Annotated in this window: 17 protein-coding genes; 10 read left to right on the top strand and 7 right to left on the bottom strand. The window is 70.7% G+C overall.

Annotated features, from left to right (window positions below):
- Positions 1-43 precede the first annotated feature (43 nt).
- On the bottom strand, positions 44-937 hold the full coding sequence (locus AB0I38_RS18885) for an isocitrate lyase/PEP mutase family protein (protein ID WP_358469061.1): 894 nt from the start codon (positions 935-937) through the stop codon (positions 44-46).
- 544 nt (positions 938-1,481) lie between these two features.
- Between AB0I38_RS18885 and AB0I38_RS18880 the strand changes: the two genes are divergently transcribed.
- From AB0I38_RS18880 to pstB, 8 genes are all read left to right on the top strand, one after another.
- Positions 1,482-2,402: a DUF4437 domain-containing protein gene (locus AB0I38_RS18880; RefSeq protein WP_358469058.1), complete on the top strand. Its 921-nt coding sequence runs from the start codon at positions 1,482-1,484 to the stop codon at positions 2,400-2,402.
- A gap of 63 nt (positions 2,403-2,465) precedes the next feature.
- Entirely contained in the window at positions 2,466-2,654 is a 189-nt protein-coding gene (locus tag AB0I38_RS18875) for a hypothetical protein (RefSeq protein WP_358469055.1), read from the top strand.
- A 216-nt stretch (positions 2,655-2,870) separates the two neighbouring features.
- A complete protein-coding gene (locus AB0I38_RS18870) occupies positions 2,871-3,611 on the top strand; it encodes a hypothetical protein (protein ID WP_358469052.1) in 741 nt (246 codons plus the stop codon).
- A gap of 30 nt (positions 3,612-3,641) precedes the next feature.
- On the top strand, positions 3,642-4,388 hold the full coding sequence (locus AB0I38_RS18865) for a FadR/GntR family transcriptional regulator (protein ID WP_358469050.1): 747 nt from the start codon (positions 3,642-3,644) through the stop codon (positions 4,386-4,388).
- Between the two features lie 147 nt (positions 4,389-4,535).
- Positions 4,536-5,534 carry a PstS family phosphate ABC transporter substrate-binding protein gene (locus tag AB0I38_RS18860; protein WP_358469047.1) on the top strand — a complete coding sequence of 333 codons (999 nt, stop codon included), beginning with the start codon at positions 4,536-4,538 and terminating at the stop codon, positions 5,532-5,534.
- Positions 5,534-6,472, top strand: coding sequence for a phosphate ABC transporter permease subunit PstC (gene pstC, locus AB0I38_RS18855; RefSeq protein WP_358469044.1), 939 nt, complete (start codon positions 5,534-5,536; stop codon positions 6,470-6,472). The genes AB0I38_RS18860 and pstC overlap by 1 nt, the downstream gene beginning before the upstream one ends.
- Positions 6,472-7,362 (top strand): phosphate ABC transporter permease PstA, encoded by an 891-nt coding sequence (gene pstA / locus AB0I38_RS18850; RefSeq protein WP_358469041.1) that lies wholly within the window; start codon positions 6,472-6,474, stop codon positions 7,360-7,362. Before pstC ends, pstA begins: the two co-directional genes overlap by 1 nt.
- 28 nt (positions 7,363-7,390) lie before the next feature.
- Entirely contained in the window at positions 7,391-8,218 is an 828-nt protein-coding gene (gene pstB / locus AB0I38_RS18845; RefSeq protein WP_358469205.1) for a phosphate ABC transporter ATP-binding protein PstB, read from the top strand.
- Between the two features lie 12 nt (positions 8,219-8,230).
- Here the strand turns inward: pstB and AB0I38_RS18840 are convergent, their stop codons facing one another.
- The gene (locus tag AB0I38_RS18840) at positions 8,231-9,298 is read right to left on the bottom strand and encodes a cation diffusion facilitator family transporter (protein ID WP_358469038.1); all 1,068 of its coding nucleotides are present in this window, start codon (positions 9,296-9,298) and stop codon (positions 8,231-8,233) included.
- Between the two features lie 68 nt (positions 9,299-9,366).
- Complete coding sequence (locus AB0I38_RS18835; protein WP_358469035.1) at positions 9,367-9,771, bottom strand: ArsR/SmtB family transcription factor; 405 nt, start codon at positions 9,769-9,771, stop codon at positions 9,367-9,369.
- A 119-nt stretch (positions 9,772-9,890) separates the two neighbouring features.
- Between AB0I38_RS18835 and AB0I38_RS18830 the strand changes: the two genes are divergently transcribed.
- Positions 9,891-10,550: a TetR/AcrR family transcriptional regulator gene (locus tag AB0I38_RS18830; protein ID WP_358469032.1), complete on the top strand. Its 660-nt coding sequence runs from the start codon at positions 9,891-9,893 to the stop codon at positions 10,548-10,550.
- The gene (locus AB0I38_RS18825; RefSeq protein ID WP_358469029.1) at positions 10,547-12,985 is read left to right on the top strand and encodes a PEP/pyruvate-binding domain-containing protein; all 2,439 of its coding nucleotides are present in this window, start codon (positions 10,547-10,549) and stop codon (positions 12,983-12,985) included. The genes AB0I38_RS18830 and AB0I38_RS18825 overlap by 4 nt, the downstream gene beginning before the upstream one ends.
- A 75-nt stretch (positions 12,986-13,060) precedes the next feature.
- On the opposite strand, the gene fdhA is transcribed toward AB0I38_RS18825, so the two are convergent.
- The 4 genes from fdhA to selA form a co-directional block, all read right to left on the bottom strand.
- A complete protein-coding gene (gene fdhA / locus AB0I38_RS18820; protein ID WP_358469027.1) occupies positions 13,061-14,284 on the bottom strand; it encodes a formaldehyde dehydrogenase, glutathione-independent in 1,224 nt (407 codons plus the stop codon).
- 56 nt (positions 14,285-14,340) lie between these two features.
- On the bottom strand, positions 14,341-15,234 hold the full coding sequence (locus AB0I38_RS18815; RefSeq protein WP_358469025.1) for an MIP/aquaporin family protein: 894 nt from the start codon (positions 15,232-15,234) through the stop codon (positions 14,341-14,343).
- A 65-nt stretch (positions 15,235-15,299) separates the two neighbouring features.
- On the bottom strand, positions 15,300-17,072 hold the full coding sequence (gene selB, locus AB0I38_RS18810) for a selenocysteine-specific translation elongation factor (RefSeq protein WP_358469023.1): 1,773 nt from the start codon (positions 17,070-17,072) through the stop codon (positions 15,300-15,302).
- Positions 17,072-18,361 (bottom strand): L-seryl-tRNA(Sec) selenium transferase, encoded by a 1,290-nt coding sequence (gene selA, locus AB0I38_RS18805; protein WP_358469020.1) that lies wholly within the window; start codon positions 18,359-18,361, stop codon positions 17,072-17,074. Before selA ends, selB begins: the two co-directional genes overlap by 1 nt.
- Positions 18,362-18,469 lie beyond the last annotated feature (108 nt).

The raw sequence follows: 18,469 nt of genomic DNA, 5'->3' as shown, positions 1-18,469 counted from the left end.
GTGACGCCCCGCGCCGGCGCACCGACCCCACCCTCGGCGGTGGTCATCGCGCCTCGAACTCGGCGATTCTCTCGGACCACTCGGCCAGGCCCATGGTGGTGCCGAGGTCGATGGAGCTCCAGCCGTGCATGGAGGCCCGGTCGTGCCCGTCCTCGGCCAGGTGCACGAGAGCCTCCTGCATCGCCACGGCCGCCGGCCCGAGGGCCACGATCGGGTAGATGGCCAGGGCGAATCCGAGATCGGTCAGCTCTTGATGGGTCAGCACCGGAGTGACGCTGTTGGAGATCATGTTCGCCACCTTGGGCGCCTGGACCCTGGCGCCGATGGCCTCGAAGTCCTCGACGCTCAGCGGCGCCTCGACGAAGAGCAGGTCGGCCCCGGCGTCGGCGTATCTGTTGGCCCGGGAGATCGCCTCGTCCAGCCCGAGCGGGCCGCGGGCGTCGGTGCGGGCGGCGATCACGAAGTCGGGGTCGGACCGGGCGGAGAGCGCGGCCTTCAGCAGCCGCTCGAACTCCTCCGCCTGCACGACCTGCTTGCCGGGAAAGTGGCCGCAGCGCTTGGGGAAGCTCTGGTCCTCCAGATGCAGGCCGGCGACGCCGGCGGCCTCGTAGAGCTCGACCGTGCGGATGACCGAACCGATGCTGCCGTAGCCGGTGTCGGCGTCACAGAAGAGCGGCATCGAGGTGGAGGCGGCCAGCCGGCCGACGTGGTCGGCGATGTCCGCGAGGCCCATCATCCCCAGGTCGGGAAGCCCCAGCATCGACGCGGCCGCGCCGGCGCCGGTCGCGTAGCCCACGTCGAATCCGGCCTGCTCGACCAGCCGGGTGGAGATCCCGTCGAACACCCCTGGAGCCACGGTCACGGCGTCCTGCGCCAGCAGCCTTCTGAACCGAGCCCTCTTGGACTCAGGTCGGCCCGATGCCGAACCGATCTCCATCCAAACCTCCGCTTAATAACACTGATGTATTGCTCAGGCGAGCAGCGCGGCGCACCATGGGCTGCGCTGAGCGAGGCCGGACGTGCCTCGGCGGGAGAAACCTCTAGGCGATGAGGCTAGTCGGCCACCCGTGACGGTGTCAACGCTCCTGTAGATACAGCAGACATATCGGCCGGAGCAGCGATGGCGCTGGCCATCTGGCGTTTAACGCCGGTCTTCGGTGGACTTTGGCCTGTTGGTGACCGACATTAAGTCAAGCATCAGATCTATGCCGCACGGGCCTCGGCCCGGCACCCTCCCGACCTTGGACGCGATTACTCCGAGGATGACCCGCAAGGCCGCACCGACCCTTGACGCGCTCGCTTACACAATGCTGTACTAAATACATCAGACTGTTCCTCACTGAGGAACCTTCACTCGATCTCACGGGATCCCCGAACGAGCCGGGCGCAAGGTCGTCAGCGTCGATCTCCCATGGCCGGCCGGGCCCGTCGAATCACGGGACAGCCCTTCCACCATCACGACCGCCGGCAGGAGTTCATGTATGAGACCGCACGTGGAGTTGATCGACAGCGCCGATCTGATCTGGCACCCCGTGGAGTTGCCCCACAGTGAGGGCCAGCTCGGCAAGGTCCTCCAGCGCAACCTTTCCTACGACGAGGAGAACGGCGCCGCCTCCACGCGCGTCATCTTCGAGGAGGCCTGGGAGCGTCCGGCCGGCTACCACCACGCCGACACCGAGTGGTACGTCCTCGAGGGCGAGGTCCTGGTGGGCGACCAGGTGCTCCGCAAGGGCGGTTACTTCCGCGCGCCGGCCGGTCTCGCGGTGCCCCGCATGGCGGCCAAGGCCGGCACCGAGGCGCTCGTCTTCCGTGAGTACGGTGACTTCGGCTTCTCCCGCTCCGAGAAGAACCGCACCAAGTACGTCCCGCAGGGCGGCAACACCGCCACCGACAAGCCCGGCTTCCTCACCTGCGTGCAGGAGAAGGACATCGCCTGGCAGCGCAACATCTACGAGGGCGACAGCCAGCGGTTCCTGCACGTCAAGTTCCTCTACCGCGACCCCTCGCCCGAGGACGACCACACCAAGGGCTTCGTGTCGCTGATCTCGTACGCCCCGCCGAACTGGACCGACCACAAGGTGGCGCACCACCCGGTCTTCGAGGAGGCGTACACGATCTACGGCGACATGGACTACAACTACGGCCACATCACGCCCGGCACCTACTTCTTCCGTCCGGCCAAGGTCAAGCACGGCGCGTTCCATGCGGGCCCGGACAAGGGCACCATGTGGTTCTTCCGCCTCGACGGCGACCTCGTCAACTGGGTCACGGAGCACCCCGAGGTCAAGGTGCACGGAGTGCCGAAGAACTACGACCCCGACAACCCGGCGCAGCGTCCCGAGATCGCGGGCCTGCCGGTGCGCTCCCGTTCGATCGGCCCCTGGGACGGCGCGGGCCGCTAGCAAGGCGCGCCTCACATGGGCGCCGAACCCGGCCCCCAGGACACGGAAAGCGAGGTCACATCCATGACGACCAGTGAAGAGTACGAGTACTACAGCTTCTGCCCGCAGTGCGAAGAGCACAGCGGCTTCAACGGCGAGGTCATCGAGTCCAAGGACGGGAGCGCCGGAGCCGAGGGCCTCTGCCCGCGCTGCGGCACGTACATCACGCAGATCCTGCGCATCCCGACCCCGGGCCCGAAGCCCGTCTACTGACCGCCTGGCCAGGTCGGATCTCATCTACCGGCAATCCGGCCTGGCCCGGCTCGGGCCCGGACCCTCGCTTGCCGCACGCGGCGGCGGCACACCGACGGAGAAGTATGAACCGGTTTCGCACCCCCACACCCCCACGCTCACGAGCGAACCCGCACGCGTTGACGGCGCACGCGTTGACGGCGTCTCGCCAGGCACGTCCGGATCGGGGGCCCGCCCATGGAGGCCAGTGAGTTCGTCCACTACTCCCTGCTGCAGTCATCGCTGCTCTGGGTGCACATCGTGCTCTTCGTCCTCTGGCTGGGCGCGGACATGGGCGTCTATCTCGCCCATCTGCAGATCATCAACCGCAAGCTGTCGACCGAGGCCCGCTTCACCGCGGCCGGGATCATGCGTGTGATCGACTTCTTCCCTCGTGTCAGCATGACGCTCTTCCTCGCGAGCGGCGTGAGCCTGATGGCGCTCAACCCGCTCGGTGAGCCCTTCCGCGGCTGGCCGCTCGTCACGATCCTGCTCCTGTGCCTGCTGTGGGCGGGTGTCACGATCTACCTGTTCCGCCGCAGTGGCCGGCCGCCGTCCAGCCCCGACCGGCTCGGGCACTTCCTCGAACGCGCCGATTTCATCGGCAAGGCCGTCGTCGCGCTGGCCATCGCGGCCATCGCGATCTACGTCATGGTGACGCCGGCACCGTTCGGCGCCACGAGCAACCCGACGTGGCTCGGCGCCAAGGTCCTGCTGTACGCGATCGCGGTCGGCAGCGCCGTCGGGATGGAACGGGTCCTGCTCCCGTTCGGCCAGGCCTTCACCAAGCTCGCCGAGTCGGGCTCGTCTCCGGAGGTCGAGCGGCAGCTCGGCAAGACGCTGCGCGGCGCCCGGCCGTACGCGTACACGATCTGGATCTGCGTCGCCCTGGCGGCGTTCCTTGGCCTGTGGAAGCCCGGCAGCACCTTCGGCCTGTAGCACGCACAGGATTTTGAGAATGGGACGGACATGGCCAGTTCGCAACGGAACGGCGGTGGTCCCGCGAAGCCGAAACTGCCGGTCAACCGGCTACGCCCGGCTTACCAGCAGGTAGCCGACCAGTTGGAGGAGCTGATCCTCGACGGCCGGCTCGCCTCGGGAGATCGCCTTCCGTCGGAGACCGACCTCTGCGGAAACTTCGGGGTGAGCCGGAGCACGGTCCGCGAGGCGCTGCGCGTGCTCGCCTCGCAGGGATTCGTGAAGACCGTCCGCGGCACCACCGGGGGCACCTTCGTCTCGCGGATCGAGCCGGCCCAGATCAGCGACTACCTGGAGGCCGGCATCGGCCTGATGTCGGGCTCGGCCGCGCTGCGGCTGTCCGACATCCTCGAAGGCCGCGAGCTGCTGGAGGTGCCCGCCACCGCCCTGGCCGCGCGGCGGCATGAGCGGCGGCACCTCGACGCGCTGCGCGCCGCGGTGGAACGCGAGAAGCACAGCCGGGGCCGCAGCGTGAAGTTCCATGAGCACCGGCACTTCCACGGCATCATCATCGAGGCGAGCGGCAACGGCCTGCTCGCGATGATGACCGAGCCGGTGTTCCGGGTGCTCCAGACCCGCTTCCTCAACACCGATGCCCCGCCCGAGTTCTGGGCCAGGGTCGACCAGGAGCACGAGGCGATCATCGAGCGCATCGAGGCCGGCGACGCCGAGGGCGCCGGCGCCGCCATGCAGGCCCACCTCAGCCGCATCCGCGACGCCTACCACGAGGAGTCCTGAGGCTCCGCGCGCGAGGGGCGGAGATTCACGCGCCTTGGCACACCCCTTCCAGATGCGGTCATGACCTGTTCGCCGTCTGTTCACTTTCTCCCGTTTGTATCTAGTTGCACCGCAACCAGAGCTCACAACGGAGAAGGAACGCATACCGTGACCAGTGGACAGCGCCGCCTCAGCGCGGTGGCGACGGCCGCCATCGTTGTGGCCCTTTCCGCCGCATGCGGCGGCACCAACACCACGCCGCCCGCCGGGGAGGGCACCACTGCCGCCACCCAGGCCGGCGGGGCCGAGCTGACCGGGCAGGTCAAGATCGACGGCTCCAGCACCGTCGCGCCCCTGACCAGCGCCGCCGCGGAGTTCTTCGCCGACGAGCAGCCGAAGGTCAACGTCACGGTGGGCACCTCGGGCACCGGTGGCGGCTTTGAGAAGTTCTGCAACGGCGAGACCGACGTCGCCGACGCCTCCCGTCCGATCAAGGACGAGGAGAAGGCCGCATGCGAGGCCAAGGGCATCAAGTACAGCGAGCTGTCCGTCGCGACCGACGCGCTCACCGTGGTGGTGAACAAGGAGAACACCTGGGTGACCTGCCTCACCACCGACCAGCTCAAGAAGATGTGGGAGCCGGCGGCCGAGGGCAAGGTGACCACCTGGAAGCAGGTCGACGCCACGTTCCCCGACGAGCCGCTGAAGCTGTTCGGGCCGGGCACCGACTCGGGCACCTTCGACTACTTCACCGACGAGATCAACGGTGAGGAGGGCGCGAGCCGCAAGGACTACAGCCCCAGCGAGGACGACAACATCACCGTCCAGGGTGTGACGGGCTCCAAGGGCGGCCTGGGCTACTTCGGCTTCACCTACTTCGAGGAGAACGCCGACAAGCTGAAGGCCGTGGAGATCGACTCCGGCAAGGGCTGCGTCGCCCCGAGCGTCGAGGCCGCGCAGAACGGCACCTACGCCCCGCTGTCCCGGGCGCTGTTCGTCTACCCGTCGGCCGGGGCCACGAAGCGGCCCGAGGTCACCGCCTTCCTCGACTTCTTCGTCACCAACATCGGCAAGATCGCGACGGACGCTCAGTTCGTCCCGCTGAACGCCGAGCAGGAGGCCAAGCTCAAGACCGACCTCGCCACGCTCAAGACGCAGGCGGGCTGATGGCTTCCCGCCACTCGGCGACCGCGCCGGGGACACCCATGTCCCTGGCGCGGTCGCGCCCGCGTCACGGCGAGCAGGTCATCAAGGCGGTCCTGCTGGTGGCCGCCCTAGTCTCCGTCGCCACGACCATCGGCATCGTGGTGTCGCTGCTGGAGCCCACGATCAGGTTCTTCGGCCAGGTCAGCGCGTCGGAGTTCTTCACCTCCACCCACTGGGGGCCGCTGTTCGAGCCTCCGCACTACGGCGTGCTGCCGCTGGTCAGCGCGACCCTCATCACGACCGGCATCGCGATCGTGGTGGCCGTGCCGCTGGGCCTGGGCGCCGCCATCTACCTGTCGGAGTACGCCAGGCCGCGGGTCAGGAAGATCTGCAAGCCGGTCCTCGAAGTACTGGCGGGCATCCCGACCGTGGTCTTCGGCTTCTTCGCGCTGAGCTTCGTCACGCCGCTGCTGCGAAGCGTCCTGCCGTTCGAGATCGAGATCTTCAACGCGCTGTGCGCGGGCCTGGTCGTCGGCTTCATGATCATCCCGATCGTCGCCTCGCTCTCCGAGGACGCGATGACCGCGGTGCCGAGCGGGCTGCGTGAGGGTTCGTACGCGCTGGGCGCCTCCAGGATGATCACCTCGCTCCGCGTGGTGCTCCCGGCGGCCTTCTCCGGCATCGTCGCGGCCGTCATCCTCGCGATCTCGCGAGGCGCGGGCGAGACGATGATCGTCTACATCGCCGGCGGCGGCCAGCCCAACTTCACCCTCGACCTCGGCAAGGCGATGCAGACCATGGCCGCGTTCATCGCCCAGGCGGGCTCGGGCGACGTGCCCATCGGCACCGTCGACTACAACACCATCTTCGCGGTCGGCTCACTGCTCTTCGTGATGACGTTCGCGATGAACTACGTCAGCGCCCGTCTGGTGCGGAAGTACCGTGAGGTGTACGAGTAATGGCCGTTCTCTCGACGCCGCGCTCAGCCGTCCAGCTGGCGAGCAAGGGGCAGCCGCTCAGGGAACACCTGTTCCGGATCGCCCTGATCGCCAGCCTGGCGATCGCGTTCGTCTTCCTGCTCGCCCTCGTCTCCTACGTCCTCATCGAGGGCTGGCCGCGGCTCGACTCCCGCCTGTGGGAGAACATGCCGTCGGTCCGCAACCCGGACATCGCCGGAGCACAGTCGGCCATCACCGGCACCCTGTGGGTCATCTCGATCACCGCGCTCCTCACCCTGCCGACCGGCATCGCCGCGGCGATCTACCTGGAGGAGTACGCGGACAAGAACCGCTGGTGGAACCGGGTCATCGAGCTCAACATCCAGAACCTGGCGGCGATCCCGTCGATCGTCTACGGCATCCTGGGCCTCGGCATCATCGCCCGGACGTTCGGTCTCGGCTTCAGCGTGATCACCGCGTCGATCACCCTCGGGCTGCTGGTGCTGCCCATCGTGATCATCGCCTCGCGTGAGGCGATCCGCGCGGTCCCGCCGTCCATCCGCGAGGGCTCGCTGGCCCTGGGCGCGACGCAGTGGCAGACGATCTCCCGGCAGGTGCTGCCCGCCTCGATCCCGGGCATCGCGACCGGCTCGATCCTGGCCCTGTCGCGGGCGATCGGCGAGGCCGCCCCGCTGCTCATGCTGGGCGCCGTGTCGTTCATCAGGTTCAACCCGGACGGGCTCTTCGCCAGCTACACCGTCCTGCCGATCCAGATCTTCAACTGGATCTCCCAGTCGCGTGAGGGGTTCCACATCCTGGCCTCGGCGGCGATCGTGATCCTGCTCGTGATCCTGCTGCTGATGAACTCCGCCGCCATCTGGCTCCGTAACCGCTACCAGAAGCGCTGGTGAGGAAAAGATGACTGAGATAGGAACGTCCATGCCGAACGTCACGGTCCGCGGCCCGGTGGCCCCCCGCAACGCCGAAGCCCTCGACCCGGTCTTCACCGTTTCCGGCCTCAGCGTCTTCTACGGCGAGTACGAGGCCGTACGCGAGGTCGACCTGACCATCGGCAACCGCGAGATCACCGCGATGATCGGCCCGTCCGGCTGCGGCAAGAGCACGGTGCTGCGCTGCTTCAACCGGATGAACGACCTCATCCCCGGCGCCCGCGCGGCCGGCACGATCATGTACCACGGCGAGAACCTCTACGGCGCGCACGTGGACCCGATCGAGGTGCGGCGGCGCATCGGCATGGTCTTCCAGAAGCCGAACCCCTTCCCCAAGTCGATCTACGACAACATCGCCTACGGCCCCCGGGTCAACGGCATGAAGGGCAAGATGGACGACCTCGTCGAGGAGGCGCTCACCCAGGCCGCCCTGTGGGACGAGGTCAAGGACAAGCTGAAGCAGAACGCCCTGTCACTGTCGGGCGGTCAGCAGCAGCGCCTCTGCATCGCACGGGCCATCGCGGTCAAGCCCGAGGTGATCCTGATGGACGAGCCGTGCTCGGCCCTCGACCCGATCGCCACCACCAAGATCGAGGACCTGATGCAGGAGCTGTCGCGCGACTACACGATCGTGATCGTCACGCACAACATGCAGCAGGCGGCCCGCGTCTCCAACCGCACCGCGTTCTTCACCGCCGACGTCGACGAGCGCGGCGAGCGGCACGGGCGCCTGGTGGAGTTCGACGAGACCAGCCGCATCTTCACCAATCCAACCGACAAGCGCACCGAGGACTACATCACCGGGCGCTTCGGTTGACCCGGACCGGGCTCACACCGCCGAGCTGCCCCGGTGCGCGGGACCGTGCGGGTCGGCGCAGTGGGCGTCGGCCTCGCCGGGCGGCAGCGGCCGGTCCGGGGCGTGGTCCACCTGCAGCGTGGTGTGCTCGATCCCGTACGTGTCGTGCAGCAGCCGCTCGGCGGCCATTCGTACGGCATGGCAGTCGACGCCCGGCGTGACCAGGATGTGCGCGGACAGGGCCGCGTAACCGGAGGTCACCTCCCAGACGTGCAGGTCGTGCACCTCGACCACGTGCGGCAGCGCGGCGGCCCGCTGCCCGATCTCGGCAGGGTTCATGCCGACCGGCGCGGCCTCCATGAACACCCGGCCGGAGTCGCGCACCAGCCCCCAGCCGGCCTTCAGCATCAGCCCCGCCACGACCAGGGCGGCGATGGCGTCGGCCTGGGCCCAGCCGGTCAGCCACACGACCGTGCCCGCCACCGTGGTCGCCGTGAACGCGAACAGGTCGTTGAGGATGTGCTGGTAGGCGCCCTCGATGTTCAGGCTGGACCGGTTGGCGCGCGACAGCAGCCAGGTGGCCACCAGGTTGACGGCGATGCCGGCCAGGCCGGTCACCACCACGTAGAGACCTTCCACGTGCGGCGGCTCGATGACCCGGCGAACGCCCTCGTAGATGAAGTAGACGCTCAGCAGCAGCAAGGTGATGCCGTTGACCTGGGCCGAGATGATCTCCGCCCGCTTCAGCCCGTAGGTGAAGCCGCCGCGCGGGGGGCGGGCGGCGATCCGCATCGCGACCAGGGCCAGGATGATCGCCACCGCGTCGGTCAGCATGTGGCCGGCGTCGGAGATCAGGGCCAGCGACTGGGCCGCCAGGCCGACGACGACCTCGATCGCCATGAACCCGACGATCAGCACCAGCGCGCCGCCGAGGTAACGACGGTCCGCGTCGATGGTGACGGCATGACCGTGCCCGTGACCTTGGTGCTCGCTGTGGCCATGACCGGTCATGGTCGCGTCCTCTCCTATGGGCAGCCGCGTCACCGCGGGCCAGGATCTCCTGCTCTCCTGCCCCGCGGGCACGACATCACTCAAACGCATGAATGATTGCTCATATGTGAGGGTGCACGATCGAATCCGGTTCTGTCAATCGCCGTCCACCAGGGTGCTCAGTCGCGCTCTGGATGCACCGCCTGGGTGTGCTCGGTGTGGGCCACGGCCAGGTCGAGCAGCATCCGCACGTGCGCGTCGTCCAGCCGGTAGTAGGCCATCCGGCCGGCCCGCCGCACCGAGACCACGCGGTGGGCCCGGAGCAGGCGCAGCGCGTGCGAGGTCGCGGACTCGCTCAACCCGCTGACCACGGCCAGGTCGCAGACGCAGAGCTCTCCTTCGAGCAACGCGAGCAGGAGGCGGAGCCTGCCCGGATCGGAGAGCAGGCCGAAGACGTCGGCCGTGTCGGCCAGGTCGCCTTCGGCGGGCATTCGCGAGGACACCAGGGCCACGCGCTCCGCATCCACCACCCGAGCGCTGCAGCTTTCGATGTCGGACACCTCGTTGGTTGAAGAAGCCTTCACATGAAGACCATAGGTACGGCGTGGCGGTAACCGTCAAGCCGGGGCTGGACTTACCGCTATACGTGTGTATAGCTTGCTATGTGTATGAACAGTAAACGATACCAGTGAATAGGATGAAGATGACCCGACCTGACCCCGAAGACCTCACCGCTCGCGCCCGCATCAGGGACGCGGCGTTGCAGCACTTCGGCGAGCTGGGCTTCGAACGGGCCACCATCCGCGCCATCGCCGAGACGGCCGGCGTGTCACCGGGGCTGGTACGCCACCACTTCGGCTCCAAGCAGGCGCTCCGCGAGGCCTGCGACGACCACCTGGCGAAGATCGTCCGTCGGCTCAACGCCCAGGCCCACGCCGGGCCCACCCCCGGAAACCTGAGCCCCATCAGAGTGATGGGGCCCTACCAGCGCTATCTCGCGCGCTCCCTCACCGAGGGCGGCGCCGCCCAGTTGTTCGACGAGATGGTCGAGATGGGCGAGGAGTGGTTCGCCGAGCTCGACCAGCACCGGCCCGACCCGTCAGACGTCGACCGGAAGGCCCGCGCGACGGTGGCCACCGCGATGGGGCTGGCCATCGGGATCCTGCACCAGCACGTGTCACGCGGCCTCGGCGCCGACGTCTTCTCCCCGGAGGGCGAGCGGCTGTTCTACCGTGCCCTGCTCGACATCCAGTCCCACCCCATGCTCACCCCGCGCGAGGCCGCCGAATACCGGGCCGCCATGGAGCAGGCCCTTGACCTCACCTCGCGGAGCCCCGCTCCGCCACAAGGAGGACCCCCATGAACGTGATCGAACTCGCCCGGGTGAACGCGAGCATGGTCGAGTTGGTGGGCGGCAAGGCCGCCGGGCTCGGCGAGCTGATCGGGGCAGGTGAGGCGGTGCCCGCGGGCTTCTGCCTGACCACCGAGGCGCACGCCGCGGGCGTCATCCCCGAGAGCGAGCTCGTCAAGGCCTACACCAGGCTGGGCGGCGGCCCGGTGGCCGTCCGGTCCAGTGCCACCGCGGAGGACCTGCCGGACGCCAGCTTCGCCGGACAGCAGGACACCTTCCTCGGGGTGAGCGGAGCCGCCGATCTGCTGAGCGCCGTCCGCGCCTGCTGGGCCTCGCTGCGGTCCGAGCGCGCGATCGCCTACCGGAAGGCCAACGGGATCGACGAGGACTCGGTCTCCATGGCGGTCGTGGTGCAGCGCATGGTCGACCCCGAGGTCGCCGGAGTGCTCTTCACCGCCAACCCGATCACCGGCACCCGCACCCAGATGGTCGTCGACGCCGCCCCCGGTCTCGGCACCGCCGTGGTCGACGGGTCGACCGACACCGACCACTACCTGCTGGACGGCCGCGAGCCGACCGGCGCGCACGGCTGCCTCGGCCCGCGACACCTGACCGCGCTGTACGACGCCGGGCAACGGCTTCAGGAGCACTTCGGGGCGCCTCAGGACGTCGAGTGGGCCTTCGACCGCGAGGGAGCCCTCTGGCTGCTGCAGTCCCGGCCCATCACCACGCTCTTCCCCCTCCCGCCGGAGAGCGACCGGCCCGGGCCTCGCGTCTACTTCGAGTTCGGCCACATGGAGGGGATGCTGCGACCGTTCACCCCCATAGGGATGTCGGCGTTCAAGGTGGTCATCGCCGACCTGGCCGCCGTCTGCGGGGTCAGGGTCGATCCGATCGACGGGCCCAGGTCGGTCGTCGCCGTGGGCGGGCGCCTCTACATCGACCTGACGGATCTCGTCCGGCACCGGGCGAGCCGCGAGCGACTGCCCGAGGTGCTGCGGATCTACGGGCCGCGGGCCGCCGTGGCGATGGAGCGGTTGTCAGCGGATCCCCGGTTCGCGCCGCTGCCCGGCCGGCCGTACCGGCTGAGCACCGTGGTCAGGATGACGCTGCGGTTCGCCCCGCTGATCACGGCCGGAGTCGTGCGGGCCCTGGTCCGCCCCGCTCCGGCCCGCGAGAGGGCCTTCCGGGTGGCGGAGGAGGCCCGGCGGCTGGCCGCGCCGCCCCCCGGCTTCGCGAACGGGGCCACGGCGGCCGAGCGGGTGCGCCTCGCCACCGGCCTCCAGCGTTCCTTCGTGACCGGGAGCATGATGCGGTCGATGTCGGCCCTGTACGCGGGCATGCTCTCCGTCCGGCTGGGCGCCTGGCTGCTCAAGGGCGTCACCGCCGAGGGCGAGATCGAGACCGTGCAGCGCGGCATGCCGTACAACGTCACCACCGAGATGGACCTGACCCTGTGGCGGCTCGCGGCGAACATCGGCGAGCATCGCGACCTGCTGCTCGACACGCCCGCGACCGAGCTCGCGCGACGTTACCGGGAGGGCGAGCTGCCCGGCATCGGCCTGGAGGCGTTCCTCGCCGAGTACGGCATGCGGGGCGCCGCCGAGGCCGACCTCGGCGTGCCCCGGTGGGCCGAGGACCCGACGCCGCTCTTCTCCGCGATCGCCAACTACCTCCGTCTCACCGACCCCGGCCAGGCGCCGGACCGGCGCTTCGCCCGAGCGGCCCGCGAGGCGGAGCAGAAGATCGACGAGCTGGTACGGCGCGCCCGGCGGCGACCGGTCCGGGCCCGGCTGGCCAGGTTCTTCCTGCTCCGGGCCCGCGCGCTGAGCGGCCTGCGGGAGCTCGGCAAGTTCGCCTGGCTGTATCCACTGGCCGAGACGCGCCGCCAGCTCCTGCTGGCCGGGGCCGAGCTGGCCGGGCGCGGCCTGCTCGACCGGGCCGACGACATCATGTTCCTCGACCTCCGGGAGGCGGCCGCGGCGGCCGAGGGCACGGATCAACGCGAGCTGGTCGCCTCCCGCCGGGCCGTGCACGAGCGGGAGTCGCGCCGTCGCAGCGTCCCGGTGCTGCTGCTCTCCGACGGCACCGACCTGGAGGCTCTCGCGCCGGACACGCCGCCCGCCGAGGGCACGCTCGTCGGCCTGGCGGCGGCGCCGGGCACCGCCAGCGGCCCGGCACGGGTGATCCTCGACCCCGCCGGGGCGCGCGTGGAGCCCGGCGAGATCCTGGTGGCGCCCACCACCGACCCCGGTTGGACGCCCCTGTTCCTGACGGCCGCCGGGCTGGTGACCGAGACCGGCTCGCCGATGGCCCACGGGCCCACGGTGGCCCGCGAGTACGGCATTCCCGCCGTCATCTGCGTGCGCGACGCCACGCGGGAGATCCGCACCGGTGATCGGGTGACCATCGACGGCGCCGCCGGCACCGTCACGCTCGGCCCGTAACCGGTCCGGACACCCGCCGCGAGCGGCGCGGGCGCGTCGCTCGCGGACGGCGGCGGCGCCGCCGGGCCGGCGCCGTCAGGACGCCGAGGCGAGCATGCCGTGCGGGTCGAGCACGTACTTGCGGGCGGCTCCCTCGTCGAACTCGTGGTAGCCGCGCGGCGCCTCGTCGAGCGGGATCGGCGTGGCGTTGACCGCCTTCGCGATCTGCACCCGGTCGTACAGGATCGCCATCATGAGCTGCCGGTTGTACCTCATGACGGGGCACTGGCCGGTGACGAAGCTGAGCGACTTGGCCCAGCCGAGACCCAACTGGAGCGACAGCGACCCCTGCTTGGCCGCCTCCTCACGCGCTCCAGGGTCCCCGGTCACGTACAGGCCGGGAATGCCCAGCGCGCCACCCGCCCGGGTGACGTCCATGAGCGTGTTGAGCACGGTGGCCGGGTGCTCCTCCTCCGCCTCGCGCCCGTGGCCGCGGGCCTCGAAGCCCACCGCGTCGACGGCGCAGTCGACCTCCGGCACGCCGAGGATCTGCTCGATCTGGTCCCTCGGCTCCCCCATGGCCACGTTGACGGTCTCGCAGCCGAAGCTGTGGGCCTGGTCCAGCCGCTCCTTGTTCAGGTCGCCGACGATGACCACGGCGGCCCCGAGCAGGTTCGCGGAGGCCGCGGCGGCGAGTCCCACAGGACCCGCGCCCGCGACGTAGACGGTCGAGCCCGGCCCCACACCCGCGCTCACGCAGCCGTGGTAACCGGTCGGGAAGATGTCGGAGAGCATGGCCAGGTCGAGGATCTTCTCCATGGCCCGGTCCTTGTCCGGGAACTTGAGCAGGTTCCAGTCGGCGTACGGGACCAGGACGTAGTCGGCCTGCCCGCCGACCCAGCCGCCCATGTCGACGTAGCCGTACGCCGAGCCCGGCCGGTCGGGGTTGACGTTCTCGCAGATTCCGGTCTTGCCCTCCTTGCAGTTGCGGCAGCGGCCGCAGGAGATGTTGAACGGGACGGACACGAGGTCGCCGGCCTTGATGAACTCCGCGTCCGGCCCGGTCTCGACGACCTCGCCGGTGATCTCGTGACCCAGGGCGAGCCCCTGCGGGGCCGTGGTGCGGCCGCGGACCATGTGCTGGTCGCTGCCGCAGATGTTCGTCGCGACGGCCTTGAGGATCGCGGCGTGCGGCAACTTGCGCCCCACGTTGGCCGGATTGACCCCTGGGCCGTCCTTGAGCTCGAACTCGGGATAGCTGACCTCGTGTACCTCGACCTTGCCCGGGCCTTCGTATATGACGGCTCTGTTGCGAGGCATGACGTTCCTTCCCTCGTACGACGTGGTGGTTGACCGGTCGTTCACCGAAGCGCGCATCACCTCCTGTGGTCCGAACGCCAACGCCGGCGGACTCCGTGGCCCGCGGGGTCGCGAGCGCGGTCGTCGTGCGGGAGGCGGGCCTCCGGGATCTCGCACACGGTTCCCCCGGGGCCGCTGTCGAGTGGCTCGCGCTCACCGACGATCTCTCCGGCGGTGCCCTGCTCGGCCGTCTCGGGCAGCTCGCGCACCGGGCGGGCGACGAGGTCGTAGACGAGCACACCGAGGACCGCGCCGATGACCGGCCCCGCGACGTAGACGCCGAACTGCGCCCAGGGCGTGTCGCCGCCGAACAGGCTGTTCGTCAGGTACGGCCCGAAGGTGCGGGCGGGATTGACCGAGCCGTTGGTGAACGGGCCGATAAGGAAGATCTCGCAGGCCACGGCCAGGCCGATGACCAGGCCGGCCCAGCCGGACGGCGCCCGGCGGTCGACGGCCAGCGCCATGATCGTGAGCAGCAGCAGGAACGTCCCGAGCGCCTCCAGCAGGATGCCCTGCCCGTAGCTGACGCCCTCGCCGAGCTTGGTCAGCCCGACCCCGGCCAGACCGACCGCCCGCCGCCCGAACCCGGCCACGATCAGCAACCCACCGGCGAACGCGCCGACGAGCTGGGCGACGATGTAGAACGGCACCTCGGCCCACGGGAACCGGCGTCCCACCGCGAGCGCGACAGTGACGGCGGGATTGATGTGCGCGCCCGACGTGCTGCCGAAGGCGTAGATGACGATCGCGACGACCACGGCGAACGACAGCGAGATGATGCCCAGCCCGGCGTAGTCCAGCTCACCCTTGCCGAGCACCAGCGCGGCCACGATCGAGCCGGCGCCGAAGAGCACAAGCAACATCGTGCCGATGGCTTCCGCGACGAGACGCCGCGGCAGGTCTCCAACCATCGCAACCCCCCGACAACGATGGTTTATGCCTTAATTTCGACCATACCCGGCCTTCCTAGAGCCATTCAGAGACCGGCCGACGGCATCCGGCAGCGGCGGTGAACGCCGTCCACCCGCTCGGTGAGCCCGGTGCGGTCGAGGAGTTCGAGCAGCGGGACCGCGACCCGGCGGCTGGTGCCGAGCGCCTGCCTGGCCTGGCTGACCGTGAACGGCTGGGGCAGGTCTCGCAGCAGCTCCGCCGCTCGGGCGTCGGCACCGGGCAGCAGCACGACGCCCTCTCCCACCCGCAGCAGCCGCCCGGCCCGTACGGCCGCCGCCAGCTCCCGGATGCCCAGCCCCAGCTCCGCCAGCCGCCCGGCCTCCGGCGCCTGGAAGGGACTCGCGGCCAGCTCCAGTCCGAGCCGCTCGACCGCCCTCGCCACAGGTGCGGGCAGTCCCGGCGGGCGGCTCAGGATCCGGCCCTCGACGACCGCGAGCGGCGGCCGGACCAGGGCCACGACCAGCCGCCGGTCGGGCAGGCCCAGCTCGTGCCGGGCGGCCTCGACCGGCATGCCGGGCTCCAGCGGATGCGCCGCGGCGTGCCGCCCCGCCACCTCCGCCAGCCGCTCCGCCAGCTCGGCCCAGTGCGCCGGATCGGCATGCCAGTCGCCACACACCGGCTCCGCGCCTTCGCGGGGAGCGACGCCCATGGCGAGCAGTTCGCTGGTGCGGAGCAGCCGATGGAGGCGCAGGGCGGAGGCGGCGTCCGGAGCGGCCGACTCCAGCAGGGCCGCGCGGGCCCGCGCCGCACCCCGGCGGCGCAGCGCCGGCGGGCGCACGTCGAGCACGCTCGCCCCGGCCAGCACCCGCACCTCACCCCGATCGCGGCCGGGGTCGCGCAGCAGCAGCACGTCGCCGAGGTGCAGCGGCAGCGGCCGGGCCAGCCGCAGCCGCAGGACGCGCGGGCCGAGCGGCCGTGACTCGCACACCACCGCGGCCGACCCGAGGTGCGCGGTCAGCCGGCCGGGCAGCTCACCCTCCGCCGCCCCGGCTGGGGAGATCCGGACGTCGACCAGGTCGGTGTAGGTCCATCGACCGGGCGTGACCAGCGCCTGGCCGCGCTCCGGCAGCCCTCGGCCGCGCAGGTTGACCGCCACCCTGGCCACCCCGCTCACCGAGGTCAGCGACTCCTTCAGGGACTCCAGTGACCTGACGCCGACGGTCTCGCCGTCCAGCTCCAGCCGGTCGCCCACCGAGATCGTGCCCTCGGGCAGGGTGCCGGTCACCACCGTGCCGCTGCCCGGCACCGTGAACGCCCGATCGACCCACAGGCGTACCGGAGCGGCCGGATCGGGCCGGGGCAGCGCGGCGACCAGCCGGTCCAGGGCCTTCCTCAGCTCCGCGACGCCCTGCCCGGTGCGTCCGCTCACCGCGAGCGCCTCGACCCCGGCCAGACCGGCGGCGGCCAGGCGGACCCGCGCCTGCTCCATCGCCGCCGCCGGGTCGCGCAGGTCGCAGCGGGTCACCACGAGCAGGCCATGCCGTACGCCAAGGGCCTCCAGCGCCACCAGGTGCTCCTCGGACTGCGGCATCCAGCCCTCATCGGCGGCCACCACGAACATAACGGCCGGCACCGGGCCGACCCCCGCCAGCATCGTGCCGAGAAAGCGCTCATGGCCCGGAACGTCCACGAAGGCGAGCACCCGGCCCGAGGGCAGCGCCGCCCAGGCGTAACCCAGTTCGATCGTCAGCCCACGCCGCCGCTCCTCTTCCAGCCGGTCGGGCTCCATGCCGGTGAGCGCCCGTACCAGCGTGGACTTGCCGTGGTCGACGTGCCCCGCGGTGGCGACGACGTGCATCAGTGGTTCGCCTGGAGGATCGCGCGGATCACGTCGTCGTCGCGGTCGGCGGGGACCCCGCGCAGGTCGAGCAGCAGCCGGCCGCCCTCGATCCGGCCGACGACGGGAGTGTCGCCCGTTCTGAGCGGCACCGCGAACCGCTCGGGCAGGCTCACGGCGGCGCTCGGCAGCGTCACGCCCGGCGCCCCGCCGCCGCCCACCGTGGCCTCGCTCGGCACCGCCCACGCGTCGACCCCGGCGGCGCCCAGCTTGCCGGCGAGCACGGCGGCGCGGTCGCCGAGTACGGCCGGATCCGCGTGCAGTGCCTGCCGCACCGGAGGGATGGGACCGCGCAGCGTGGCCTCCAGCGCCGCGAGGGTCAGCTTGTCGACCCGCAGCGCGCGGGCGAGCGGGTGACGCCTGCATCGCTCGACCAGGTCGCGGCGGCCGAGCAGCAGCCCCGCCTGGGGCCCGCCGAGGAGCTTGTCGCCGCTGGCCGTCACCAGATGTGCCCCCTCTCTGAGCACGGTCGCCGCGTCGGGCTCGTCGGGCAGCAGCGGCTCGCGGGTGAGCAGGCCGGAGCCGATGTCGACGACGAGGGGCACGCCGAGCCCGGTGAGCGCCGGCACCTCGACGGAGCCGGTGAAGCCCTCGACCCGGAAGTTCGACGGGTGCACCTTGAGCAGGCAGCCGGTCTCCGGGCCCACGGCCGCCGCGTAGTCGTCGTAGGAGGTGCGGTTGGTGGTGCCGACCTCGCGCAACCGCGCCCCGGTCGAGACGAGCAGGTCGGGAATGCGGAATCCGTCGCCGATCTCGACCAGCTCGCCCCGGCTGATCACGATCTCCCGTCCGGCGGCCAGCGCGGTCGCCACCAGGACGAGGGCCGCCGCGTTGTTGTTGACGACGTGCACGCCCTCAGCGTCGGGGACGGCCGAGGCGAGCGCGTCGAGCGCCCCGCGCCCGCGCCGGGCCCGAGCGCCGGTCGCCAGGTCGAACTCCACGTCCACGGGTCCGGCGGCGGCGGCCGCCGCCGCGATCGCGGCGGGCGAGAGGGACGCCCGGCCGAGGTTGGTGTGGATCAGCACGCCAGTCGCGTTGATCACCGTCCGCAGGCTGGCGGCGTGCGGCGGGAGCGCCGCCACCGCCTCGTCGGCGACTTCCTCGGGGTGGATCTCCCCCTCACGGGCCCGCTGCTGGGCGCGGGTCACCGCGTCCTTGACGACCGACCGGCCGAGCCGCTCCGCCGCCGAGGCGAGGCGTGGATCGGCTAGTACGGCATCGGTGCGCGGCACATGCCTTCGAGGGTCCACCGTCCGAACATAGAACGGCCACGTACCGGAACAGAACTCGCCCTGCCGAAGATCGCGGGACAATTCGCTCGCGGGCGGGTACCGCTGAGGAGGGCACGCCGACCGGCG

The organism is Nonomuraea cavernae, assembly GCF_040655715.1.
Classification (GTDB): Bacteria; Actinomycetota; Actinomycetes; order Streptosporangiales; family Streptosporangiaceae; genus Nonomuraea; species Nonomuraea cavernae_A.
Note: the sequence above shows the minus strand (reverse complement) of the source record. Positions and strands in the feature narration are given on the sequence as shown.